The sequence below is a fragment of the Chitinophaga sedimenti genome, assembly GCF_023156195.1.
Taxonomy (GTDB): Bacteria; Bacteroidota; Bacteroidia; order Chitinophagales; family Chitinophagaceae; genus Chitinophaga; species Chitinophaga sedimenti.
The window spans coordinates 2,148,934-2,172,950 of the sequence record NZ_JAKUKA010000001.1; the positions used below are offsets into that span (position 1 = coordinate 2,148,934).

A 24,017-nucleotide genomic window follows, 5' to 3' on the forward strand; every position below is an offset into this window, starting at 1 on the left:
GTTTATCGTTGGGCAGCTGGCTATTATTAGTACGCATCATCGTTATCAGCTCCGGCCTGTTCCTCGCCGTAGCGGCGGCCGGCATTCCACTGGACCGCATCACCATCATAGTCGGCGCATTGGGTGTGGGTATTGGCCTGGGTTTACAGGGGTTGGTGAGCAACCTGGTCAGCGGGCTGATCCCGGCCTTCGAAAAACCCGTGAATGTAGGCGATGTAATCGAAATAAACGGTGCAGTGGGCACCATGAAATCCATCGGGTTCCGCAGCAGTACGATCGTACTGACCAACGGCAGTGTAAATGTGGTGCCGAACAGCGATATACTGAACCACTCGCTGCTCAACTGGAGTATGGGTAAGCGCCAGGTAAGGTCGAGCATCGTCGTGGGCGTAGCCTATGGCACCGACCTGGAAAAAGTACATCGCTTACTTACCGGCGTCCTGGCCGCGGACGATCATATCTTAAAAGACCCGGCCCCGCTGGTGGTAGCCAAAGCATTCGGGGAAAGCTCCATCGATTTTGAACTGTACTTCTGGGTAACCTCCCTGCGGGAAACGTTCGCCACCAAAAGCAGGGTACTGATCGCTGTAGACAAGGCTTTACGCGAGGCGGGGATCACTATTCCGTTTCCGCAGCGGGATGTACATTTCTTTAAAGAAGAAGAATAATGTAACTTTTCGGGGAGGCAGTGCGTTTCACAGGCATAAAAACCCATACTAATGCGTTCCACTCTCCCACTTTTGGCCTTTCTATTACTATTTACCGCCTGTAACAAGGAAGACTTTGCCCACGAAAATGCATATGAAAAAAGCTACAAAGCATGGCTTTCGTTTAAAGCTGAAAGCAACAACGCTTATACCTATACGGTAACCAGCGCTTCTATATTTGGCTTTTCGTCGGCCACCGCCATCACCGTTAAAAACGGGGTTGTCACGGCACGCACATACGTTGCTAAGGGTCGCGACACGAATGGCCAGTTGCAAACCACCTTCGAATATACCGAGGATGCCGCCACACTCAACACCAATGAGAGAGGCGGCGCTTGCATTACACTGGACGAAGTATATGCGGAAGCCAAAAAGGTGTACCTGGTTAAAAAGAAGGACCGCGTCAACTACTTTGAGACAACCAACAACGGGATGATTTCTTTTGTCGGCCAGTCTGTTGGCAGCGCGTGCGTGGACGATTGCGTAAACGGCATCAGAATTTCAACCATCACCAAACTAAATTAATGTGATTGAACTGCTGCATAAAATAGTAAAGCTGGGAATTAAGCCCGGCCTTTACTAAAATCAACCCATCTTGATAAGCTAAATAACCCATCTGCGCAAAATCCTGTCATAACCGGCTAAATTTTGTAAACCAGCATATCCGTTTGTCTCCTAAATTAGTAGCGGCAATTTATCAACCAACCCAACCCGGATCAACTGGCAGCTATTCCACTATACAACGAACGCGACCTGTTGCAGGCCGTAGCAAATGGAGATGAAATCGCTTTTCGCATGTTGTACGATCAGCATCGCGACCGCATATATTCCATTGCCCGGAAACTGCTCGATGCTCCTACAGAGGCTAAAGACGCCCTGCAGGAGATCTTTGTCCGCATTTGGCTGCACCGCGAAAAATTGCGCGATGTGCAGCAATTCTCCTCGTATATTAACACGATCACCCGCAATCACCTGCTCAATCTTTTACGCAAACAGGTAAATGGCAAAGCGATGGTAGCAGAAATGACCATTCGCAGTGAAGCGCCGGAAAATGTAAATCCCATGGAAACCCGGGAACTACGGGAAGCCATATACGGCGCGGTTAACCAGCTGCCGCCGCAACAAAAAAAGGTATTTGAGCTCAGCCGCATGGAAGGATTACGCCTCGAAGAAATTGCCGAGCACATGCAAATCTCCCGCGAAACCGTTAAAAAGCACCTGGCCCAGGCAAACTTCAACTTGCGCACCAGCCTGAAAGCCAATGCCAGCGTACTGTTCATCATTATATTCCCGCATCTTTAAAAAGTTTTGGCTTAACTACCCCTATTTTCCTTTTCGCGTGTCTGATATAGCAGGAGGCCTTATACCGGCATGAATAAACGCATCGATTTTCTCTTTTCCAGATACCTTGCCCGGACCTGTACGCCGGAAGAGTTGCAGGAGTTATCACAGTTGCTCGCCGATCCGGCGAACGAAGTCCGTTTCCGTGCACTGATAGACGCGGAAATAGAAGCGGGTATGCCGCTGGAACAGCTGCCTGCCGGCGAAGCCGAACAGGTGTTCCGGGAAGTATTGCAGTCACGCCAGCCACGCCAATACAAGCGCTGGTGGCTAGCTGCCGCCTGTCTCCTGCTGCTGGCCGTACCGGCTACCCTGTTGTTGCAACGTTCTCCTTCCGCCACCATTACACCACAAGCCGCCGCAAAGCCTATCACACCGGGCAGCGAGGGCGCCATTTTAACGTTGGGCAACGGGCAGTCTGTACTGCTGGACAGCACCCGGCATGGGTTAATATCCGTTCAGGGCGGCAGTAACGTTACCCTGCAAAAGGGTACACTTGCCTACACGAACAATACCGGCAAGGCCAGTGTGCAGTATAATAAACTGGAAACACCGCGGGGCAGGCAGTTCCGGATCACGCTGTCCGACGGCACTATCGCCTGGCTGAACGCCGCCTCGTCGCTCCGCTACCCTACCGGGTTTAACGGCAACAGCCGCGAGGTGGAAATCACTGGCGAAGCCTATTTCGAAGTAGCGGCAGCATACGATGCCCAGCATCGGAAAATACCCTTCATCGTAAAAATCAATGAACAGACAAGTGTGGAGGTGCTCGGTACACATTTTAACATCAATGCCTACGATGATGAGGAGAGCATCCGCACAACCCTGCTCGAAGGGTCTGTAAACATTCATAATAACGGGAAAGAAGCCTTATTGAAACCGGGGCAACAGGCGCGCATACACGATCATATCAAAATCGTGGAAAACGCAGACGTGGCGCAGGCGGTAGCCTGGAAAAACGGCATGTTCCACTTCTCCGGGCGTACCGGCATTGCGGAAGTCATGCGGCAGATAGCCCGCTGGTACGATGTGGAAGTGAAATATGAAAAGGGTGTGCCAGACCTGGTATTCAGCGGCAAAATGCAGCGCAACTTGAATCTGGACCAGGTATTAAAAGGCCTGTCCTCTATGGACGTACATTTTAAAACAGAAGGGCGAACACTGACCGTAAGTCCCTAGCAAACGTAAACTGAATACGGGAGCCGGCATAAAAAACCGCCACGGATCGCACCCGTAGCGGCAAGTATCTGGCTGCTCCTTAATATATCAGCGTGTAAACTGCTATTTATTTGATCAACCAAAAATTGCTACGAAAGTATGAAAATTAATGCTTTTTGTAAAGGCCACCCTATGCCCGGCCGATTTACGCTAATCCTACGTTGTATGAAGCTTACCGCCATCGCGCTCCTTGCCTTTTGTTTGCAGGTGAGCGCCGTTGTAAAATCGCAGACCATCACCATTAAACTGGTGAAACAACCCGTAGAATCCGCGTTTGCTGCCATTGAAAAGCAAACCGGCTACGTCATGCTCTACAATCCGGACCTCCTGAAACAAACAGCGCCGGTCACTATTTCAGCCGCCAACATGCCGCTGGAACAGTTCCTGCGCAAATTACTCGACGACAGCGCACTCAACTACAGTATAGAAGATAAAACGATTTTCATCCGCCGCGGTAAAGTACAGGCTGCGGAGAAAGCCGCTGCAGCTGCCGATGCACCCGCGTTTGCGACCGTTACCGGTCATGTAACCGACTCCGCGGGCGGACCGTTACCCGGTATTACCGTAGCCGTAAAAGGCACAAAAGTGGGCACTGTTACCGATCCTGCCGGTAAATTCACCATTGAGGCCAATGCCGGTGATATCCTCCTGGTATCGGCTATCGGCTTTCTGCCGCGCGAGGTGGAAGCCACGCCGGGCAAAGCGATGTCCATCATGTTGCTCGTTGACAAAACCAACCTGAACGAGGTGGTGATCGTGGCTTATGGTAAACAGAAAAAGATCAGCGTGACAGGCGCTATTGCTACGGTAGGCACTAAAGAACTCACACAAAGTCCGGTAGCGAACCTGAGTAACGCACTGGCAGGCCGCCTGCCCGGCCTTATCACCCTGCAAAACAGCGGTGAGCCGGGCTACGATGGTACCGCCCTCTGGATCCGCGGTATGGCTACGTTTACCGGTAGCCAGTCGCCACTGGTGCTGGTAGATGGCGTGGAGCGCTCCTTCGGCAGCATCGACGCCAACGAAGTGGAAAATATTTCCATCCTGAAAGATGCGTCTTCCACGGCTGTATTTGGAGTAAGGGGCGCAAACGGCGTGGTGCTCGTTACTACCCGTCGCGGCGCATCCGGTAAACCACATATTAACTTCACCGCGCAAACCGGCTCCCAGTCGCCCACCAGGCTGCCCGAGTACCTCGACAGCTACGACGCTCTGAGCCTGTATAAAGTTGGGCTGATTAACGACAACCAGAACTCCGCCATGTACACCGATGAGTACCTGAACAAGTTCCGCGACCGCAGCATGCCGGCCTACGAATATCTGTACCCTAATGTAAACTGGCTCGAAGAAATGTTGAAGAAACATTCGCAGATGTCGCAGGCTAACCTGAACGTAAGTGGCGGCAACCAGACCGTGAAATACTTCGTGTCAATGTCGTACCTGAAACAGGACGGTTTGTATAAGTTCGAAGACCAGATCAAGGACTATAATATCCAGGCGCGTTCCAACCGGTATAACTTCCGTTCGAACATCGATATCAACATTACCAAAGATCTTTCGATGGAACTGAACCTCGGTGAAATCGTGCGCGACAACAACTACCCGCCCGTGGGTGCCGGTGCATTGTTCGCAGGCATGCAGTCTATTTCACCCTGGTTGTACCCGCTGAAAAACCCCGACGGTTCAATCTCCGCCCTGCCCGCGAAGGCTTACAATCCATACGGACAGCTGACCGCAGGCGGTTACCAGCGTAACTTCGAAAATACTTTACAGGCTACTGCAGGTTTTAAACTCAACCTGCCCTGGATCGTAGAAGGCCTGAGCGCCCGCGCCAGGCTGTCGTTCGACTCCTACGGCTTCCGCAACGTTCGCCGCACCAAAGCATATTACACCTACCAATACGCCCTGGGCAACGACCAGAAACAGATCTTACGAAAGGCACCTACATCAAGGTAGGTGATGGTGTAAACACCCTTAGCTACGATGTGAGCGCGAACAGCAACCGTCGCATGCAGTTGGAATCGTACTTAAACTATAACCGCGTATTCGGCGGCAAACACGATGTGAGCGCGATGTTGCTGTACCAGCAGCAAAGTTACTTCGATGCAGTAGGCAGCGGTAACGCAATTGGTGGTTTGCCCTATAAATACAACGGTTACATCGGCCGTGTGGCATACGCATACAAATCGAAATACTTTACAGAGTTCAACTTCGGTTACAATGGTTCCGAGAACTTCCCAGAGGGCAGGCGTTACGACTTCTTCCCCTCCTTTTCACTTGCATGGGTGCTCAGCGAAGAAGACTTCCTGAGAGACCGGGTATCGGCCTTAAACCTGCTGAAACTGCGCGCTTCGGGCGGTTTAGTGGGTAACGATAAAATCGGTGGCCGCCGCTTCCTGTACCAGAGCACTGGACGCTGGGCGCAGCTGGTTATACGTTTGGCCGCAACCGCGATGGCGTTTGGTTTGGCGGTGCTACCGAAGATCAGAACGGCAATATGGACGTAACCTGGGAACGTGCACAGAAATACAACGTAGGCTTAGACCTCGGTCTGTGGCAGGATGCAATCACCTTTACCGGCGACGTGTTTTACGAGCGCAGGACCAACATCTGGCCAATCCCGGCACCATACCGGCTGCACTGGGGGTAGTGAACCTGCCGCTGGTAAACCTTGGAGAAGTGGAAAACAAAGGGTTTGAAGTGGAAATGCAACATAAAAAGAACTTCAAAAACTTTAACTACTTCGTAAAAGGCAACTTCTCCTTCGCCCGCAACAAGATCATTGCGATGGACGAACCCTACCTGAAAGGCCGCGAATACTTTATGCGCACCGGCCGCAGCGTGAACGACCAGTACGCGCTGATCGCCACGGGCTTGTTCGCCAGTCAGGCCGATATTGATAAAAGCCCTGACCAGAGCGCATTTGGCGTAATGCAGCCAGGTGATATCAAATACAAGGATATGAATGGCGACGGCAAAATCGATGAGCTGGACAGGGCTTACCTCGGCAAACCTTCTGTTCCTGAAAAGATCCCTGGGCTTCTCCTTTGGACTGGGCTACAAGGGCTTTGACCTCGGTGTGTTGTTACAGGGGGCATTCGGTGGCAACGTATGGATTACCGGCCCGGCTATATGGCCCTTCTCCGGCGATGGGGGCATCCTTGCCGACATTAAAGGCAATTACTGGACGCCGGATAACCTGAACGCCAAGTACCCGAGGATTTCCTATGCCAACAACGCAAACAACTACCAAACATCTTCCTTCTGGCTACTGAACACCAACTACCTGCGTTTAAAGAACGTGGAAATTGGTTACACCCTGCCGCAAAGCCTGGTGAAGAGAGCCAAGCTGGGTAATGTACGCGCGTTCGTGAACGGCATCAACCTCGTTACCTGGGACCACCTGAAAATCTTTGATCCCGAAATGCCGAATGATTCCCGTAACTATCCGCAACAACGTGTGATCAACGCGGGTATTACTATAGGACTGTAATGTGTAACAATTAAAAGGTAAACAATGAAATTCAACATAAAGAAACTGGCCAGCTGTGCGTTATTTCTCGCCACCCTTTCGTCCTGCACCAAGTACCTGGACGTAGTGCCGAACGAGCTGGTAACCGATGAACAGATCTGGAGCAACATCAACAACTCCAACGCCGCGCTGGCCCACCTGTATTCGCTGCTGCCCAACAACCTGGGCGACGGCACCACGTTGAACGAAATTACTGCTGCCTCCGACGAATGCTTTCACCATTGGGGCGCGGGCTACTGGTCGCTAAAATATAATACCGGTGCATGGAACGCCGCAGACAACCCGTTCGGCGAATGGTCTTACCAGTACCAGAACATCCGTAAAGCGAATCTCTTTTTAGAGAATATTGATAAAGTACCGATCCCGGGCGACCAGGTATCTTACTACGCGGCGCGTATTCCGCATTACAAGGCAGAATCCCGTTTCCTGAGAGCGCTGTATTATTTCCAGCTCTTTAAAGAATTCGGCGCGGTGCCCCTATTCACCAAATCACTGTCTATCACCGACCGCGAAAGCACTACGGCGCCGCGTAATTCGGTGGATGAGGTGGTAAACTTCATCGTATCGGAGTGTGAAGAGATTGCCCCGCAACTGCTGGAGCACCATCCGGATGCCGACCTCGGGCGCGCCAACCGCGGCGCGGCTTATGCCCTGGCAGCCCGTACACTGCTGTACGCGGCCAGCCCTTTATTTAATGGCAACCCGCTGTACAAAGACATCGCGAACAAAGACGGCAAAAAGCTGTTCAGCCAGGCATATGACCGGGAGAAATGGAAAAAGGCGGCCGATGCGGCTAAACGCGTAATGGAACTCGACGGCTACACCATTTACCGCGGTATTGCAAATGATCCTATTAACAGTTATGCGCAGCAATTCTATACCCGCGACTGGCGAGAAACGATCCTGCCTAAACTGAACGCCAACACGAAAATGATCGACCTAGAGCTGTTTCCATTTGGCGGCCCATGGGGCGGATGGGGCAAATACAGTCCTACGCAGGAACTGGTAGACGCATACGAAACTAAAACCGGCTACCCGATCAACGAACCCGGCTCCGGTTACACGACCGAAGGCTTTTACAGCGCCTGGGTATGGGGCGCCGGCGGTACCAACGAGTGGGTGTGGCTGGACAATGTATCCAACCGCTTTAAAGACCGCGATCCTCGTTTTTATGCCACGATCACTTACCAGAACAGCAAATTTGCACCGGTAAGAACGAACAATACGCCGGTAAGGCTGGCCTGGTGGGGTGGCAACAACGGCTATTCGCAGGCATGGCCTAAAAGCTCCGGCACATTTACTGTGAGCGGCTACAACGTGCGCAAATGGTGCGATCCCAAAGTTGATCCGACCAACTGGTGGGCTTCTCCCGATGCACAGCGCAGCGATCCCCTGTTCCGCGTAACAGAGTTTTACCTCGCTTATGCAGAAGCCCTCAACGAATACAATGGCGGCCCGAACGCCGACGCTTTTGCCGCTATCAATGCCGTGCGTACCCGTGTAGATATGCCGGGGCTTCCGGTAATCCCTTCGGATAATACTGTAGAAGGTTTCCGCAAAGAGTGCAGAACGAAAAGCGCGTAGAGTTTGCGTTTGAAGGACATCGCTTCTGGGATGTAAGAAGATGGATGATTGCGAAGCAAACCGACAACGGCATCGTACATGGCCTGAACTCCCGCCCGACTGTAGCGGAACTGCAGGCGACAGGACTGGATGTAAACAGTGAGGCCGCAGGCCTGGCTGTGTTCTACAAAGTAGTGCCGATGCAAACGCGCGTATTTACAGACAGGCATTACCTGATGCCTATCCCTCAGCGGGAAATGGACGTAAACCCAAATATGGTACAGAATTATGGCTGGTAAACAGATCAGAATAAAAACCTTCCTGCTGCTGTCGGCCCTCGCGGCCCTCAGCTGCGGCAAGGATTCGCCCGCACAAATGAAGCCGCCAGTGCGCCGCTCCGTTGTACCCACCACCGAAGCCCGTATGTTTGGCATCGACACGAACTACTACGAAAAGTATGTCAGCCTTTCCGATGGCGCCGACAGCATTCCCGTTGTGGCAGCAGCGAAAGTAAGCGACGAAGCAATAGAGAAAGCGCGCATCGTTTGCAGGGTATTGACGACCACCCTGCCTAAAGGCGCCCTGTCTGAGTTACGCCGCCAACGCGTGTACCTGGCGATTTTTGGCAATACGGAATACCCGGACGCGCTCCCAGGCTGGCCTGCAGGCATCGATGCCAAAAGATATGGCGGCGGATTTGGCCCTGCGCCCAACTACCGCGCCTGCGGCGTACATGAGGGCGACATTCTGCGCAACCAGTACGATCGCTATAAAACCGAAAACATCGTGGTGCACGAGTTCGGGCATGCGATAAAAAACTATGCGCTGGAGTTGCTGATACCCGGCTTTAAGAAAAGGGTGCAAACCCTGTACGAAACGGCCACCGCATCGGGCAAGTGGGCAAATACCTACGCCGGCTCCAACGCCGATGAATACTGGGCGGAGTGCGTACAGAGCTACTTCGACCTGAATGCCCCCGGTCCAGTTAATGGCGACGGCATCCATAACAATATATATACCCGCAGTGCGCTGCAGTCGTACGATCCGGAGATGTACGCGCTGCTGGAAGAAGTTTATAACGGTATCACGCTGCCTAAAGGCGATTGGTAGCGGATTTACTCGATGTTGTAGTGCATATAAGGCTGGCCTTTACAGGCCGGCCTTTTCTTTACGCCCGCCATGCCTTAACTTGCGCGCCATTGGAAATCATTAACACCCATCATCAACATGAAAAGAATAATAACGGCCTTCCTCTGCCTGGCCATGGCCAAAGGCGCAGGTGCGCAGACTTTAGACAAAATGCAATGGTTTAATGAACCGGCGAAGTGGGATATCAACAGCAATGTGCTCAACATGTTCGTGACCCCGCAAAGCGACTACTGGCGTATATCGCACTATGGCTTTACGGTGGACGACGCTCCGTTTTTATACACTACCTACGGCGGCGAGTTTGAAGCAAAAGTGAAGATTACCGGCGAGTACAAGGCCCGCTTCGACCAGATGGGACTAATGTTAAGAATCGATAAAGAAAATTATATCAAGGCAGGCATCGAGTTCGTGGACGGCAAATACAACCTGAGCACCGTGGTAACCCATCACACGTCGGACTGGAGCGTGATCACGCTGGATAAAGCCATACCGTTTGTATGGATCAAAGCCGTACGCAGACTGGACGCGGTAGAAATCTTTTATTCTTTTGATGACAAGACTTACACCATGATGCGCAACGCGCACCTGCAGGATAACACCCCGGTAATGGTAGGACTGATGGCCGCCTGTCCCGATGGCGCCGGTTTTAACGCAAAATTCGAACAGTTCAGTGTAAAACACCTTCCCGACCAGCGCAGGCTGGAATGGCTGAAGAACAACGCGAACAAATAATAGAAAGCCCTGCGGGGCTTTTTTTTATTGCATAATGTTACGCAGCAATGCCGACAGTTCCTGTTGAATGGCATGTGCCTTATCATTGTTATACCAGGTCTGGATCTGCACATTCACGATATCGAAAGGAACTTTCTCCTCCGCGAGTTTTTGATACAATACGGCACTGCGCGGGGCGTGGTCCCCAGGTGGCCAGGTCGTGGCCCTGAGCATCGCGGATAATCAGTTTGGGAATCGATTTGCCGCCATTGGTCAGGTATTGATTGATGCGGAAAGGCTCGCTGTCGCGCAGTTCATACGTTACATTGATCAGCGGATTAAGCGCCGCGGCCTTTTGCAGAAAAGGCACATTGTGGGCTGCATCGCCACACCAGGGTTCCGTGATAATGATCCATTGCTGCGCCGTGGTAATATTGGCCACTGCGGCTTTGAGCTCGTTGGTAAGATTGTCGGGCTTTAACCAGCGCTGCATGCGGGTCCAGTTTAACCTGGTGTATTCAATGTAGGCCGGCTTGTCGTAAGGCGCTACCTGTTCGTCGTCGCGCCGGCTGATAATGGTGCTGAAATAGCTGCTATACTCCTCAAAAGTCATCTTAAAATGGTTTCCTTTTAAACATTCACCATACCAAATGTACGACAAAAGGAATTGGCGCTATGGTTACCTGGAGGATACTACGCTGCTTCTTCCCGCACGCTCCTGCGCACAATTCCCGGCAGCAGCAGTCCCTGCCCGATAATGGTGATCAATACCACCACGATCGTAATGTAAATGATTACATTTTTCATCGGCACGCCGCCTTTTCCGGTTACATGCGGCAAACCAATAGCGATGGCAAGCGAAATAATGCCCCGCATACCGGACCAGCTGATGATGAGGCTGTCCTGTAAACTTAACAATATACTTTCCGGGATAGCCCTCGGGGTATTTTTCAACTTAGGATGATGGAACGCGCGGTGTAAGCGATTCCTGTTCAGAAACACGTTCCAGGTGCGGATTACCAGTGCCGCAAAAGTGAGTACAAAAGCGTAGGCGGCGTATATGAGCAACTGACTTCCGCTGAGTTCCTCCACGATTACCGGCACTTCCAGCCCGATCAAAATAAAAATGAGCCCGTTCAGCATGAAGGTGATCATTTCCCAAACCGCGTCCGATTGTGCCTTCAGCGCCTCCGGGAACTTAAATGCACTTAACCGCGACATGCTGAAACCCAGTGTTACCACTGCGATAACACCCGAGGTATGAAACCGTTCCGCCACGAGGTAGGTCACGAAAGGCGCGAGTACCAAAAGGCTGAGTACCGCTACCGCATTGTCGCGGAACGTCCGCAGCAGTATACCTAACATCTTCGCGATCATAAACCCGATAGCAAATCCGCCGGCCAGCAGGATGACGAACGTAAGCGGCGCATTCCACCACACGAACGCCGTACCCGTTACCGACAGGATAGCGAAACGGTAGGCTACCAGCGCCGAAGCGTCATTGATCAGGCTTTCTCCCTCCAGAATCGTGGTCGTAAGTGACGACAGTTTTAAGCCCTTGGTAATGCCCAGCGCCGCCACGGCGTCAGTAGGAGCGAGTATCGCACCCAGTACAAAAGCCAGCGGCCATGTCATCGCGGGAATGAGATAGTAGGCAATGGTCGCCAATCCGGCCGTAGTCACAAACACCAGTGTAATTGCCAGCGACGAAATGGTGCCCAGGTTCGCTCTAAACTCCTGCAGGGGTATCTTAAACGATGCATCATAGAGCAGCGGCGGCAGGAACAGCAGGAAAATGATTTCCGAATCGATTTCCATGGCGGGCATCCCGGAACAAAACCGATACCGATACCGGCCAGGATCAGCACGATCGGCACGGAAATCTTCATATTTTCGGCGATAGCGCTGATCACGATCATCAGTCCCAGCAGCACAAGGATAATAGTATAGTTCTCCATAAGATTCTTAGTAAAGGCGTTCTCCGCATCACGACGATCCCTGCACTCCTTCCACGGGCGAAGGGATAAAACTCGTCATTTTTTTGCATATGAAGAAACCTTTTACCGCTATCATGTGTGCGCGGGCAGCAGCTTATCGATCGTGTAATATAACTGTTGCAGGGGAAAAGGCTTCTGAAGCACGGCATCGGCGTAACATTCATCTATGGAGCGCAACGAATAACATTGCGCCGTAAACAGGATCACCGGAATTCTGCATCGGTCAATGTTAACCTTTATCTGCCTGCAGAGGTCGCGGCCGTCGTAGCACCCCAGCGCGATATCCATCAATAAAAGGTCGGGGTTGTGTTTGAGGAGGTATTGATTTAACATATACGGCTCCGCCAGCATGATAACTTCCAGCCCCCTGCGCAGCAGCGCGATGGACAGCGATTCAAGGATGTCATGATTATCATCCAGATTAAAATTTTACGCATCGGGATGTGCAGAATTGGAGTGTTCGGAAAACGGTTGACAGCTACACAAATGTAAGGTAGGTCTTATTGCGCGTATCTTAAGCGGGCCGGACTTACAAAAAACATTTTACTTGATAAAAATGTACCTTCATGTAATATAGTGACACTTTTAATGGAAATTGACCAGATTCTTGATAACATCTTTTGCATGCCCGATCCCTCCAGGCTTGCGCTCAAAAACTGCATTACAGAAGTCAGTTTTCCAAAGGGCCAGGTACTGATCAAAGCGAACCGGATAGAAAAGCACATCTATTTCCTGAAAAAGGAATAGCCCGTGCTTACGCAAACAGCGCGGGTAACGAGATTACCTTCTGGTTCGGCGACGAGGGCCAGGGGGTTATTTCCATGAGGAGTTACGTTGATAATAAAAAAGGGTATGAAGACGTACAGCTGCTCGAAGACAGTGACCTCTACAAATTAGACCTTGCCGACCTGAGGGCACTCTTCGAAGTAAACATCGATATCGCCAACTGGGGCCGGAAGTTCGTAGAACAGGAACTCATCAAAGTAGAAGAACGCCTCATCTCGCGACAGTTCAAAACCGCCCGCGAACGTTACCTCGACCTTCTCAAAGATCACCCCAACCTGCTCCAGCGCGTTCAACTGGGCCACATTGCTTCCTACCTGGGCATTACGCAGGTAAGCCTCAGCCGTATCCGCGCCGACATCCGCTAACTGCTTTTTTATCAATTGTTAAATTCTATCCGCGTCCGAAAGCCGACCTTTGTGTAAAATTAAGGTTAGCTATGAATTGGATTATTTTAATGGTGGCGGGCTTATTCGAAGTAGCATTCGCTTTCTGTTTGGGTAAAGCGAAAGTTACCACAGGCACAGCAATGTACGGCTGGTATGGCGGCTTTTTAATCGCCCTTACCGTTAGCATGCTGCTGCTCATGAAAGCCACGCAAACGCTCCCAATAGGCACTGCTTACGCGGTATGGACAGGCATTGGCGCGGTTGGCACGGCGCTGCTGGGCATACTGGTTTTTAAGGAGCCGGCAACGTTTCTGAGGTTATTGTTCCTGTTTACGTTGATCGGATCTATTGTTGGGTTAAAGGCGGTTTCGCATTAGGATATAGCAATCGGCGGGCGTCATTATGTGCTGACGCCCACAACCCCACTTGCACCAACCAACCTTTTTACGGATATTGCCCCCGAAACAATTCCACGGATAACCCATGATACGCTTCCTCCTGCTATGCCTCCTCTCTTTCACCACGATCCCGACCATCGCCCAACGCGTATACCTGCCCTGTAAAAACACCAACGACTCCGCGGCGATAAAAGCCCCGGCAAAACAACTGCTCGGACAAATCGGCGACCATCCCGCACGCACCAGCCTGCGCGCACTGGCCGGACAGTATAACGAAAGTCTCGAAAGTCTCGAGCAGCTGCGTGCAAACTTCGCAAAGGAAAAAGGACTGCGTACAGACGATGCCGCCGGTTACCTGAACATCTTCGAGATCTACAACCATATCAAAATCATGCAGGCAGATGGCGATAGCCGGTCAGACCTTGCCTTGTTTAACTGGTCGTTTCCGATTGTGATGGCTAACTTTACAGGCGAGGCACTGCAACTGGCCACAGCCCCTTACCAGCAAACGGTGGCCGACCTGGAAAAAGAATGGAAAAATGAACAGGAAAAGATTTGTGCGCTGAAGAGCGATTCCGTACCCCTGGCCATGGCCATCAGCTTTTGCGAGGCTTATACTAAACAAGTCGTGTACAAACCCTTCCTGGCTGCCGGCAAAAACCTGCTGCGCATGCTGGATAACAATAACTTCATTATCCTGGACAGTGTGATGATCACCATGCGCGATGGGGAAAAACTGGCGGCGGTGATTGTCCGGAGTAAAGAGGATACTGCGCCCCGTCCGGTGATCCTGAAAGCCAATATTTATGCCTCCACGGACCAGGTGCAACAACTAAAGGAGATCGTGGCGAACGGTTATGCTGCCATGATGTTGAACACCCGCGGCAAGTACGTAAGCTCGGCCGATATAGAGCCCTGGGAACACGACGCAAAGGACATTTACGATGCGCTCGACTGGCTCAGCAAACAATCCTGGTGCAACGGCAAAGTGGGCATGTACGGCGGCAGCTACGTAGGCTTCACGCAATGGGCTGCGGCGAAATATATGCACCCGGTACTTAAAACAATCGTACCGCAGGTTGCCGCCGCTCCGGGGATCGACTTCCCCCTGTACAACGGTGTTTACTCCACCTACATGCTGCGCTGGCTGCGCAACGTCACCAACAACCGTTTAACCGACTGGCCCGACTTTTTTAACACTGCTTACTGGAACAGTGTATTCGGCAAATGGTACAGCTCCGGCACAGCCTTCGAAAAACTCGACAGCATCGATGGCCGGCCCGGCAAGGTATTCCAGCGGTGGGTGCAACATCCCTCCTACGACGCCTACTGGCAAAGTATGATCCCCTACGGGCAGGAATTCGCAAAAATCAATATCCCTGTATTAACGATTGCAGGCTATTTTGATGGCGAACAACCGTGCAGTTTGTACTATGTAAAAGAACATTACAAATGGCTCCCGGATGCCAATCATTATTTACTGATCGGCCCCTACGACCATACCGGCGCGCAGGGCACGCCTTCGCCGCAGATTGCTGGGTACAAAATAGACGAAGCAGCTAAAATCGATATCAACCAGCTCGTGTTCGATTGGTTCGATTATACCCTGAAAGACAAGGCCCGCCCCACTATACTAAAAGATAAGATCAATTACCAGCTGATGGGCAAAAATACCTGGCAACATCGTCCTAGTTTATCGACTACCAGTAATGACACGCTTACATTCTTCCTTTCGGGCAAAAAGAAAGGCCGCTTCCGGGAACTGGCAACGACCCCACAAAACAATGCCGCTTCGCAGCAAGTCTCTTTCTCGCGGCGGGAACAACCGAAAGCCGATACGTCATCGGCTTATAGCATGATCTCCGACTCCCTTACCTGGACCACCGGCATATACTATTTATCCGCGCCCACCACGGAAGACTTTAACATCACCGGCGCTTTTACAGCACAACTGTCCGTCATCATCAATAAAAAAGATGTGGATGTAGCCATATCACTGTACCAGCAACAACCCGACGGCAAATTCTTCCCGCTCGCCGGCGCCATGCAGCGGGGCAGTTACGCGAAGGACCGTAGCCAGCGCATGTTACTGCAACCTGGTGTGCCGCAGACGATACCGGTAACAGGCTTCTTTACCAGCAAATACATCCAAAAGGGCAGCCGGCTGGTCATAGCGGTAGACGTTGTAAAAGGTCAACACGCAGAGATTAATTACGGCACAGGTAAACCCGTCGCTACGGAGACCATGGCGGATGCAAAAGAACCGCTATTGATACAATGGCTTGGCGCCAGTAAGATCCGGATACCGGTGGAAAAACCGGGACGTTAAGCTACCGGCCGGATGGTTCGACAGCGATCGCCTCCGGAAACCGCTTCCGCTTAATCGATAATGCTCCAAAACCCAATACTGTACTGCATATCAGCAGGATGGTACATGACAGTATTCCGCCCGCATCTTCCTAAATTAAGCTACCAAATCTATAACACGTTATAAAAACGCCCCGTCCCGGACACACCCGGAACGGGACCAGGAAGAGCATTGCCCTGCACGATTAAAAATCATCACGTTATTATTTAATTCCATGGAAAAATTGTACAAATTCAGGCAGCGATACCTGCCGCTATTAACACTCGTCTTTGCTACGCTATCCGCCATACCGCTCAAAGCCCAAACACTGGCTTTCCCCGGTGCCGAAGGTTTTGGCAGGTTTGCCACCGGCGGACGAACCGGTACGGTGTACCACGTGACCAACCTGAACGACGCCGGTGCCGGCTCGCTGCGCGACGCGGTGAGAGCGCGCCGAACAGGATCGTGGTATTCGATGTGGCCGGGGTCATCCGGATCACCTCCCGTATCGTGGTAGCGCGTAATATTTATATTGCGGGACAAACAGCACCCGGTGAAGGCATTACGGTATACGGCAATGGCTGGAGCTTCTCCGGGGCCGATAACACCATTTGCCGGTACATGCGCATCCGCATGGGTATCGTCGGCGACGCCGGCAAAGACGCCAATGGTCTGGCCGATGGGCAAAACATCATCTTCGACCATTGTTCCATATCCTGGGGCAGGGACGAAACATTTTCCATCAACGCGGCCACAGCTAAAAACATTACGATACAGAACAGTATTATGTCGCAGGGACTGCTCACCCACTCTGCCGGCGGTTTAATGCAGGTAGATAGTGTGACGCTGTACCGGAACCTGTATGCAGACAACAGCACCCGCAATAACAAGATCAAAGGCATCAACCAGTATGTGAACAATATCGTTTACAACTGGAAAGACGGGGCATACATCATGGGGGTGAATCGGAAGGCCACTCTTACGCCAATGCGGTCAACAATGTTTTTATACAGGGGCCGGCGAAAGGTGTAGCGCCTTTCAATCTCGGTAACATGAATTATCATATTTATGCATCCGGAAACATCCATGACAACAACCGCGATGGTGTGTTTAATCCGTATGTTATTCCACCCAACGAATATGTAGGGCCACCTGACTTTCAGAGCAGTCCTTATCCCTATCCCGTCCTGCCTACGGCGCCCGCAAACGAATTAGTAAACATCCTGCTGCCGGTGGTAGGCGCCAGTTTGCCTTACCGCGATTACGCCGATTACTATGTGGTAAATGAAGTAAAGTCTTTTGGCAAAAAAGGAGAATTCATTGCCAATGAAAACATCCTTCCCTTTGGCGCACCCAACACGGAGTCTCTGGACCGGCAACACCCGCATCGACACTGACAACGATGGTATGCCGGATGCATGGGAAAGAGCCAACGGCACTAATCCTGCAGTGGACGATGCCATGGTGATCAGTAGCTCCGGTTATACAAATATTGAACGTTACGTCAACAGCATTACGATTGATAACTCGCAGCCTTACCTGCGCGCGCCAATGAAACTGAAACAGGACTCCGCCACGCAAAACACCGTGTACATTTCCTGGCTCGATTATACGGAGCAGGAGCAGGGATACGTGGTAGAACGTATGGTGAATGGTGTATGGCAGCAAACCGGCACTACGGGCATCAACGAAAACTACTTCGCCGTTACCGGCCTGCAACCGGAAGAAACCGATACCTTCCGCGTGAAAGCATTTAATGCGGCCGGCGCATCGGGTTACTCCAATGAATTTATCGCCAAAGCGAAACCGGTGGAAGTACCGGTATTAAACCCGGCTACATTTGCGGCTGCCTTAACCTGGACGGGCGCCGTCAGCCAGGAATGGGACCTTACGACGAAGAACTGGCGCGATAGTGCCAATACCCCGCTGTCGTTTACAGACAGCAGCAGTGTGGCCTTTAACGGCGCAGGCAGCACCATTCACGTGGCGGCACCCGTGGCTGCGGGTGATGTGTTGGTGAACAGCGATGCCGATTACAGTTTCTCCGGCGAGGGTTACATCACCGGCACAAAGTCGGTGAACAAGTCGGGCAGCGGCGTACTGTCACTGCTGACGAAGAACACCTACACCGGTGCTACCGTACTACATAGCGGCGCCATCGAACTTAATACCCTCGCAAACGGTGGCGCCGCAAGCGCTATCGGCGCATCGGCGAATTACGGCTTTAACTGGGTGTGGAAAGGCGGCAGCTGGTTGTATACCGGCCCAAGCGTAGCTACCGACAGGCACGCCGTAATCGACAACAGCACCGGGTTCAATGTCAGCAATCCAGCCAGTACCGTAACGTTTAACGGCATCCTGTCAGGCGATGGCGGCCTTATTAAAGCGGGACCGGGAAAACTGATTCTGAAGATGGCCAACCCTTATGCCGGCGAAACCGTGGTGACGGGCGGTATCCGGAAGTGAATCCACTCAGCAGCGCTACGCTTGAAGGCAATATCATCGACAATAACCGGGGCATTGGCACTTCCAATATCCTTCGTTTGCATAACGGCATCTACCGCACCGCGAACGGCAGCAACAGCGTGTATGAAAACTACCCGCTGCAATTGTATGTGGACGACAGCACCGTCAACGGTTTTGAACCTTACCGGCTGGCCAACCTGTCGATGACGGTACACGGCGGTGGTACACTGAACTACACCATTCCTTACCTGCGTGAAATTATCCAGGGCGACTGGAGCGATTTTACCGGTACGCTAGTGGCCTATGGCATCAATACAGAAGAAGCTTACAGCCTACTGGCCCTCGATAACAATACCGGCTTCCCGAACAACCGGGTCGTTACCACCGGCAATACTAAAATTGCGGCTTACAGTAATGAACAGGTGTTTGCGATCGGCGGCTTATCCGGTAATGCAGGCACTTTCCTCTCCTGCGGCGGCACAAAAACGCCGAGCTTCGGCAATGGTATTACCACTTATATTGTAGGCGGCGCCGGCACCGATGAAACCTTTAATGGCATCATCAACAACCACCTTTATGGCTATGCTTCCGAAGGCAGCGGCACCACAACGATCATCAAAACAGGCGCGGGATTATGGCGGCTGAATGCCAACAACTCCTACGCAGGTCCTACGACCATTGAAGAGGGAAAAATGATCTTCAACGGCAACAACACCGGCATCGGTAAAATCACTGTACAGGAAGGCGCGATACTCGCAGGTAAAGGATCCGTGGCCGCCGCGGTGGCGGTAGCCGGCATACTGGAACCGGGCGACAGCTCCATCGGTACTTTCACCCTGAAAGATAACCTTACGCTGGAGGCGACGGCGATCACAAGCATCGATATCGACAAAACAAATAACACCTCGGATGTGGTGAACATTGCGAAAGACGCGACCTATGGCGGCACGCTGAAACTCAATGTCACAGGCACACCCGCTTCGGGCGACAAATTCAAAATATTCAATGTTACCGGTGCGGTACAGGGCACGATCACACAGTTTGATCCTGCCGTACCCGGCCCCGGATTATTGTGGGTGTTTAAACCTGCCCTCGGCGAGCTGGCGGTGCAAAGCCCCAACTTTGTAGAAGCGCCTTCGAACCTCAGCTTACATGCACCGGTAGCGCCTGCGGGCACACCCAGCATGATTAGTTGCAGTTGGGCAGATAACTCCGGTAACGAAGATTATTTCATCCTTGAAAGAAGTATTGATAATGTCACTTTTACTGACATTGCCCACCCGGCCGCCAATGCCACTTCGTTTAACGATGGGGGCTGCAGGCCGGCGTAAAATACTACTACCGAATTAAAGCCTGTAGCGCCCTCAGCGAATCGGCGTACAGTGCGGTGGCCTCTGTGACCACACCCGCCGCAGGCACCCTCCCTTCGGCAACAAACACCCCATCGCCGTTAAATGGTGCAGGCAATGTTATGCTGAATAGCACACTCGCCTTCAGCTGGAATGGCAACTATGCCGATACCTATGAAGTATACCTCGGCACCGATAGCAACAACCTGGTAAAACTCGCCGATGTCCCCGCGGCTAACGCCACTTTTACACCGGCTGACCTGGAGCCCAATACAACCTACTACTGGCGCATCGATGCGAAGAACAGCAATGGCGCCACCACCGGCACCGCCTGGAGTTTCCGTACCGCCAACATTCCTAAAACAGTAGCGGGCGACTATCGTTCGGCTGCCAGTGGCAACTGGGGCACCTCCTCCGTGGCCACCGCCATTTGGGAAACCTACGATGGCACTAACTGGAACAGCACGGCGACACCACCATCCGGCGCCGCACCAACGGTGACGATCAGAACAGGCCATACCGTATCGCTGAACGCAACGACTGCGGTAAACAACCTGGTGATAGAAAGCAGCGGCGCCTTGATTTCCGGTACGAGCGATGGCGGCAGCGGCACACCCGCCGCCGGGAACCTCCGCGTGATCAGCAGCATCAACAACTTCGGTACCGTGGGCTCCAGCGCTACTTCGGCCAACCGCGTCAACTTCGAAGGATACCGCGCGAATGGCAACATTTACCTGACCGGCACCAACACCTTCTACCTGAATACCTTTACCGTTAACGGGCAGGCGAAAACAGTAGAAGTAGTAATAGATGCCAACCTGAACCTCGCCAGTTACCTGCGCGCCAATTATTCCACCGCCACTACCCTGCCCTGGACCGCCGATTCGCAGAATGATGATAACATCACGATCACGATCAATGAAGGCAAAACCGTGACGATGGGCAGCTCCGGCTACTTGCAGGCAGGCAGCAGTCCAACCACCAACACGATCGGTGAATACGGCAATTATACCTTTAACATCAACGGTACGCTGGACATGCGTGCTACCGGCACTTCCTGTGTAGTAGGCCATGCCACGCTGGCGAATACCACTACCATTAATGTAAATGGCAGGTGGTTGATGGGCAATGCCATTCGTTTTATCACGTCAGCCGCTACCCCCACCGTGGGTAAAGTAGTGCTCAACATCGGCGACCAGGGTATTGCGGATGCGGGGATGAGAACGATCGGCTCCAGCAATACCGCGACCAATATCGTGGCGACCAACAGCAACTTTGCACAACCCGTTTTCTTCAATATTGAAGGAAGTGGCCAATTGAAAACAAGGGTCGCCAACAGTACGGTAACGTACCAGGTGGGCGCGGGGAACGTGTATAGCCCGGTTAGATTAACCAATGCGGGCACCGCCGATGTGATTGGCGTAGGGGTAAAAGCAGCCGTTGACTTACCGGTGACAGACAGCAGCAGGATCGTGAACAGACAATACAGCATTACGCCGGCAACAGCAGGCGTCACCAATCTTACCGCCGCATTCGGCTGGTTGCCTGTTAGTCAGGCCACTAACTTCAGTATGGCGGGTACACTGGTACAGGGGCGCTACGACAATAACAGCTGGACAGAATCCTCCGCTACCATTTCGGGAGCAGGTACGCTGGCCAGTCCATACTACGCCACCGCGGCAGGGCATACCGCCTTCGGCAGCTTTGTAGTAGGCCAATCCGGCGCGGTGAAAGATATAGAACCACCTGTGGCTAAAGCAAAAGACGTAACGGTTACGCTGGGGCTGGACGGCACCGCGTCCATTACCGCAGAACAAGTAAACGATGGTTCATCCGACAACAGCGGACAATTTACACTGGCCGTTACTCCGTCGCAGTTCACAATGGCTAATGTAGATACCGTTACCCTAACGGTGACAGATGCCACGGGCAATACCGCGATCGCGAAAGCCCCGGTTACCGTGAATAAACGGACCGCAACGATCAGGTACAGCGGCGACAGCACCGGACAATATTCCCATCAGCAGGCGCTGGCTGCAATACTTACCGATAAAGAAACCGGCACCGTACTACCCGGCAAAACCATTCATTTCGACCTGGGCAACCAGGCCGTTCCTGCGATGACGGATGCCAGCGGCAAAGCGGCGGCAAGCCTTGCGATTAACCAGGCGCCGGGTGCTTATATCCTGAAGCCGGTATTCGACGGCGATGCATTGTTCCTTACCGCTGCCGACAGTACCGCGTTCACTATTCTGCCTGAAGATGCAAGAATACACTATACGGGCAGCACGTTCGCCAGCACAGGTACCGTTACCTTAAGCGCAACCGTCCGCGACTTTACACCGGGCGGTGATATAGCAAATGCCACCGTTACCTTTATTGACCGTACGACCAACACTGCGATCGCTACCGTGCCGGTTACACCAGCGGGTACCGCGACCTACAACTGGCCGGTGAACCTGGGCGCAGCAAGTGCGAAAGAATTCACGATTGGAATGATAGCAGGCGGTTACTACCAGCGTAACGCATCGGAAGAAAACACGATCGTTACCGTAGCGCAGTCCGTGAATGGCCTCGTGAGCGGCGGCGGTTACCTTGTTCTGAACCGTGCTGCGGGCACCAAAGCCGGCGATGCAGGCAGCACCAACAACTTTGGCTTCCATGTGAAATACAACACCCGCAGCAGAAGCCTCGAAGGCAGCTTTAATACGATTATCCGCAAAACGGAAGCGAACGGATTACGCGTGTACCAGGTGAAAGGCAACACGCCTACCCTGTTAACGGCCACCCCGGCCTTTGGCCCGATACCGGCGAAATCGCTCTTTACCGGCAAGGCGAGCATCCATGACATCACCAACCCGGCGGCCCCGGTATTGGTAGAGGATAACGCCATTATGTTCGTGGAAATGAGCGATCGCGGTACAAGCGGCGACGCCATTGCGCTATCGGTACGGAACAGGTACGGGAGCTTATGGTTTGCGAGCAACTGGTACGCCATCCTGAATGTAGAACAGGCACTCGCCGGCGGCAATGTAAGTGTGAACAGCAAACTTCCGTTACTGCTGGCAACATTGTCCGTAATTCCAGAGCAAACTGCTGTCAGCGGACAACTGAGCGTAACACTGGCGCCCAATCCAACGGTTAATCATACCAACGCCATCGTGAAGGCCGATCCTGCGAAGGGCGCCATCTACATTAACGTGTATGACATCACCGGCAACCTCGTGGAAACCAGGAGAGCGGAACCGACCAGTTCGAATATCGAGATCGGCAGGGCTTACAAAGCCGGGCTGTATATCGTGGTCGTAACCCAGGGCGGGGCACAGCAAACCGTGAAGTTGATCAAACAGTAAAACCAGCAAACAGAAAACCAGCAGCCGCCTCCCACCAGGGGCGGCTGCACTCATTTAAGCACATTCTGAATCATTTGTTTCAAAATGCGTATATTTGCATTTTAACGCAGATCACTATGCCGCGGAACGTCGCATTTAACGAAGAGCAGGCTATTCAATATGCCATGGAAGTATTCTGGGAGAAGGGTTACAACGGCACCTCGTTGCGCGACCTCACCGATGCCATGAAAATCAATAGCAGCAGCCTGTACAACACGATCGGCGACAAACAGGAGCTATTTGTACGGTGCATCCGGCATTATACGGAACTCCGGAATAAAGACCTCCAGCGGCGTATTAAAAGCAATGCTTCTCCCCTCCAGATATTAATTCAGTATATAAACGATGCCGTAACACTCATCACCAGTAAGGCCAACAGCTGCATGGCGGTAAAAACGGCGTTCGAGGTTGCTAATAAAGATGTAAGGATCAAAGAAATACTCAAGCTGGATGGCGAAAATACCTACCGCTTTTTGTGCTTATTGATCAACAGCGCCATCCGCCAGAAAGAAATATCGGATACCGAAAACCCGGAGTTGCTGGCCGACTACCTCATGAGCATGCTCACCGGATGGTACGAATCTTATATCGTTCATAAGGATGCGGATAAGATCCGGAATATGGCACAGTATTTTATCCATCAACTATCGAAGTAAAAAAATTTGACTCGTTTTG

25 protein-coding genes and 1 pseudogene are annotated in these 24,017 nt (G+C 52.3%); 23 read left to right on the forward strand and 3 right to left on the reverse strand.

Annotation, left to right across the window (positions count from 1 at the left end; all coding sequences use genetic code 11):
• The first annotated feature begins 8 nt into the window (after positions 1 to 8).
• The 12 genes and pseudogenes from MKQ70_RS12235 (at position 9) to MKQ70_RS12290 (ending at position 10,242) form a co-directional block, all read left to right on the forward strand.
• The gene (locus tag MKQ70_RS12235) at positions 9 to 668 is read left to right on the forward strand and encodes a mechanosensitive ion channel family protein (protein ID WP_248071168.1); all 660 of its coding nucleotides are present in this window, start codon (positions 9 to 11) and stop codon (positions 666 to 668) included.
• A gap of 51 nt (positions 669 to 719) precedes the next feature.
• Entirely contained in the window at positions 720 to 1,232 is a 513-nt protein-coding gene (locus MKQ70_RS12240; RefSeq protein ID WP_248071170.1) for a hypothetical protein, read from the forward strand.
• A 231-nt stretch (positions 1,233 to 1,463) separates the two neighbouring features.
• On the forward strand, positions 1,464 to 2,009 hold the full coding sequence (locus MKQ70_RS12245; protein ID WP_248071188.1) for an RNA polymerase sigma factor: 546 nt from the start codon (positions 1,464 to 1,466) through the stop codon (positions 2,007 to 2,009).
• A gap of 69 nt (positions 2,010 to 2,078) precedes the next feature.
• Positions 2,079 to 3,227, forward strand: coding sequence for a FecR family protein (locus MKQ70_RS12250; RefSeq protein WP_248071190.1), 1,149 nt, complete (start codon positions 2,079 to 2,081; stop codon positions 3,225 to 3,227).
• Between the two features lie 204 nt (positions 3,228 to 3,431).
• Positions 3,432 to 5,222: a SusC/RagA family TonB-linked outer membrane protein gene (locus MKQ70_RS12255; RefSeq protein ID WP_248071191.1), complete on the forward strand. Its 1,791-nt coding sequence runs from the start codon at positions 3,432 to 3,434 to the stop codon at positions 5,220 to 5,222.
• Positions 5,223 to 5,251: 29 nt separating this feature from the next.
• Entirely contained in the window at positions 5,252 to 5,773 is a 522-nt protein-coding gene (locus MKQ70_RS12260) for a hypothetical protein (RefSeq protein WP_248071193.1), read from the forward strand.
• Positions 5,764 to 5,916 carry a hypothetical protein gene (locus MKQ70_RS12265; RefSeq protein WP_372489967.1) on the forward strand — a complete coding sequence of 51 codons (153 nt, stop codon included), beginning with the start codon at positions 5,764 to 5,766 and terminating at the stop codon, positions 5,914 to 5,916. The genes MKQ70_RS12260 and MKQ70_RS12265 overlap by 10 nt, the downstream gene beginning before the upstream one ends.
• Positions 5,916 to 6,338, forward strand: coding sequence for a hypothetical protein (locus tag MKQ70_RS12270; protein WP_248071194.1), 423 nt, complete (start codon positions 5,916 to 5,918; stop codon positions 6,336 to 6,338). Before MKQ70_RS12265 ends, MKQ70_RS12270 begins: the two co-directional genes overlap by 1 nt.
• Positions 6,250 to 6,759 (forward strand): hypothetical protein, encoded by a 510-nt coding sequence (locus MKQ70_RS12275; RefSeq protein WP_248071196.1) that lies wholly within the window; start codon positions 6,250 to 6,252, stop codon positions 6,757 to 6,759. Before MKQ70_RS12270 ends, MKQ70_RS12275 begins: the two co-directional genes overlap by 89 nt.
• 24 nt (positions 6,760 to 6,783) lie before the next feature.
• A pseudogene (locus MKQ70_RS12280) lies at positions 6,784 to 8,660 on the forward strand (RagB/SusD family nutrient uptake outer membrane protein).
• Entirely contained in the window at positions 8,650 to 9,471 is an 822-nt protein-coding gene (locus tag MKQ70_RS12285) for a hypothetical protein (RefSeq protein WP_248071199.1), read from the forward strand. Before MKQ70_RS12280 ends, MKQ70_RS12285 begins: the two are co-directional and overlap by 11 nt.
• Before the next feature lie 117 nt (positions 9,472 to 9,588).
• Positions 9,589 to 10,242 carry a DUF1349 domain-containing protein gene (locus MKQ70_RS12290; protein WP_248071201.1) on the forward strand — a complete coding sequence of 218 codons (654 nt, stop codon included), beginning with the start codon at positions 9,589 to 9,591 and terminating at the stop codon, positions 10,240 to 10,242.
• A gap of 88 nt (positions 10,243 to 10,330) precedes the next feature.
• Here the strand turns inward: MKQ70_RS12290 and MKQ70_RS12295 are convergent, their stop codons facing one another.
• The 3 genes from MKQ70_RS12295 to MKQ70_RS12305 all read right to left on the reverse strand — a co-directional run bounded on the left by MKQ70_RS12295 (position 10,331) and on the right by MKQ70_RS12305 (position 12,638).
• On the reverse strand, positions 10,331 to 10,834 hold the full coding sequence (locus tag MKQ70_RS12295; protein ID WP_248071202.1) for a thioredoxin family protein: 504 nt from the start codon (positions 10,832 to 10,834) through the stop codon (positions 10,331 to 10,333).
• 80 nt (positions 10,835 to 10,914) lie between these two features.
• Positions 10,915 to 12,039, reverse strand: a complete 1,125-nt coding sequence (locus tag MKQ70_RS12300) for a cation:proton antiporter (RefSeq protein WP_248071204.1) — start codon at positions 12,037 to 12,039, stop codon at positions 10,915 to 10,917.
• A 251-nt stretch (positions 12,040 to 12,290) separates the two neighbouring features.
• Entirely contained in the window at positions 12,291 to 12,638 is a 348-nt protein-coding gene (locus MKQ70_RS12305; RefSeq protein ID WP_282457255.1) for a response regulator, read from the reverse strand.
• Positions 12,639 to 12,806: 168 nt separating this feature from the next.
• Here MKQ70_RS12305 and MKQ70_RS12310 point away from each other — a divergent pair, with 168 nt between their 5' ends.
• The 11 genes from MKQ70_RS12310 (at position 12,807) to MKQ70_RS12360 (ending at position 23,998) form a co-directional block, all read left to right on the forward strand.
• The gene (locus MKQ70_RS12310) at positions 12,807 to 12,965 is read left to right on the forward strand and encodes a hypothetical protein (RefSeq protein ID WP_248071206.1); all 159 of its coding nucleotides are present in this window, start codon (positions 12,807 to 12,809) and stop codon (positions 12,963 to 12,965) included.
• A 74-nt stretch (positions 12,966 to 13,039) separates the two neighbouring features.
• A complete protein-coding gene (locus MKQ70_RS12315; protein ID WP_248071208.1) occupies positions 13,040 to 13,369 on the forward strand; it encodes a Crp/Fnr family transcriptional regulator in 330 nt (109 codons plus the stop codon).
• A 71-nt stretch (positions 13,370 to 13,440) separates the two neighbouring features.
• A complete protein-coding gene (locus tag MKQ70_RS12320) occupies positions 13,441 to 13,767 on the forward strand; it encodes a DMT family transporter (RefSeq protein ID WP_248071210.1) in 327 nt (108 codons plus the stop codon).
• Positions 13,768 to 13,873: 106 nt separating this feature from the next.
• Positions 13,874 to 16,117 (forward strand): CocE/NonD family hydrolase, encoded by a 2,244-nt coding sequence (locus tag MKQ70_RS12325; RefSeq protein WP_248071212.1) that lies wholly within the window; start codon positions 13,874 to 13,876, stop codon positions 16,115 to 16,117.
• Positions 16,118 to 16,370: 253 nt separating this feature from the next.
• A complete protein-coding gene (locus tag MKQ70_RS12330; protein WP_248071214.1) occupies positions 16,371 to 16,652 on the forward strand; it encodes a hypothetical protein in 282 nt (93 codons plus the stop codon).
• A complete protein-coding gene (locus MKQ70_RS12335) occupies positions 16,601 to 17,167 on the forward strand; it encodes a hypothetical protein (protein ID WP_248071216.1) in 567 nt (188 codons plus the stop codon). Before MKQ70_RS12330 ends, MKQ70_RS12335 begins: the two co-directional genes overlap by 52 nt.
• Positions 17,168 to 17,187: 20 nt before the next feature.
• Complete coding sequence (locus MKQ70_RS12340) at positions 17,188 to 17,532, forward strand: hypothetical protein (RefSeq protein WP_248071218.1); 345 nt, start codon at positions 17,188 to 17,190, stop codon at positions 17,530 to 17,532.
• Positions 17,480 to 18,601 carry an autotransporter-associated beta strand repeat-containing protein gene (locus tag MKQ70_RS12345; RefSeq protein WP_248071221.1) on the forward strand — a complete coding sequence of 374 codons (1,122 nt, stop codon included), beginning with the start codon at positions 17,480 to 17,482 and terminating at the stop codon, positions 18,599 to 18,601. Before MKQ70_RS12340 ends, MKQ70_RS12345 begins: the two co-directional genes overlap by 53 nt.
• Positions 18,598 to 19,932, forward strand: a complete 1,335-nt coding sequence (locus MKQ70_RS12350) for an autotransporter-associated beta strand repeat-containing protein (RefSeq protein WP_248071224.1) — start codon at positions 18,598 to 18,600, stop codon at positions 19,930 to 19,932. Before MKQ70_RS12345 ends, MKQ70_RS12350 begins: the two co-directional genes overlap by 4 nt.
• Before the next feature lie 65 nt (positions 19,933 to 19,997).
• Positions 19,998 to 23,303 carry a beta strand repeat-containing protein gene (locus MKQ70_RS41195; RefSeq protein WP_248071225.1) on the forward strand — a complete coding sequence of 1,102 codons (3,306 nt, stop codon included), beginning with the start codon at positions 19,998 to 20,000 and terminating at the stop codon, positions 23,301 to 23,303.
• 116 nt (positions 23,304 to 23,419) lie between these two features.
• Positions 23,420 to 23,998, forward strand: coding sequence for a TetR/AcrR family transcriptional regulator (locus tag MKQ70_RS12360; RefSeq protein WP_248071226.1), 579 nt, complete (start codon positions 23,420 to 23,422; stop codon positions 23,996 to 23,998).
• The last annotated feature ends 19 nt before the right edge of the window (positions 23,999 to 24,017 follow it).

Coding starts and splice junctions, on each gene's coding strand:
- MKQ70_RS12240 (WP_248071170.1), top strand. CDS start 720: ATGCGTTCCACTCTCCCACTTTTGGCCTTTCTATTACTATTTACCGCC.
- MKQ70_RS12250 (WP_248071190.1), top strand. CDS start 2,079: ATGAATAAACGCATCGATTTTCTCTTTTCCAGATACCTTGCCCGGACC.
- MKQ70_RS12255 (WP_248071191.1), top strand. CDS start 3,432: ATGAAGCTTACCGCCATCGCGCTCCTTGCCTTTTGTTTGCAGGTGAGC.
- MKQ70_RS12265 (WP_372489967.1), top strand. CDS start 5,764: ATGGACGTAACCTGGGAACGTGCACAGAAATACAACGTAGGCTTAGAC.
- MKQ70_RS12275 (WP_248071196.1), top strand. CDS start 6,250: ATGAGCTGGACAGGGCTTACCTCGGCAAACCTTCTGTTCCTGAAAAGA.
- MKQ70_RS12285 (WP_248071199.1), top strand. CDS start 8,650: ATGGCTGGTAAACAGATCAGAATAAAAACCTTCCTGCTGCTGTCGGCC.
- MKQ70_RS12290 (WP_248071201.1), top strand. CDS start 9,589: ATGAAAAGAATAATAACGGCCTTCCTCTGCCTGGCCATGGCCAAAGGC.
- MKQ70_RS12295 (WP_248071202.1), bottom strand. CDS start 10,834: ATGACTTTTGAGGAGTATAGCAGCTATTTCAGCACCATTATCAGCCGG.
- MKQ70_RS12300 (WP_248071204.1), bottom strand. CDS start 12,039: ATGGAAATCGATTCGGAAATCATTTTCCTGCTGTTCCTGCCGCCGCTG.
- MKQ70_RS12310 (WP_248071206.1), top strand. CDS start 12,807: ATGGAAATTGACCAGATTCTTGATAACATCTTTTGCATGCCCGATCCC.
- MKQ70_RS12315 (WP_248071208.1), top strand. CDS start 13,040: ATGAGGAGTTACGTTGATAATAAAAAAGGGTATGAAGACGTACAGCTG.
- MKQ70_RS12320 (WP_248071210.1), top strand. CDS start 13,441: ATGAATTGGATTATTTTAATGGTGGCGGGCTTATTCGAAGTAGCATTC.
- MKQ70_RS12325 (WP_248071212.1), top strand. CDS start 13,874: ATGATACGCTTCCTCCTGCTATGCCTCCTCTCTTTCACCACGATCCCG.
- MKQ70_RS12330 (WP_248071214.1), top strand. CDS start 16,371: ATGGAAAAATTGTACAAATTCAGGCAGCGATACCTGCCGCTATTAACA.
- MKQ70_RS12340 (WP_248071218.1), top strand. CDS start 17,188: ATGAATTATCATATTTATGCATCCGGAAACATCCATGACAACAACCGC.
- MKQ70_RS12360 (WP_248071226.1), top strand. CDS start 23,420: ATGCCGCGGAACGTCGCATTTAACGAAGAGCAGGCTATTCAATATGCC.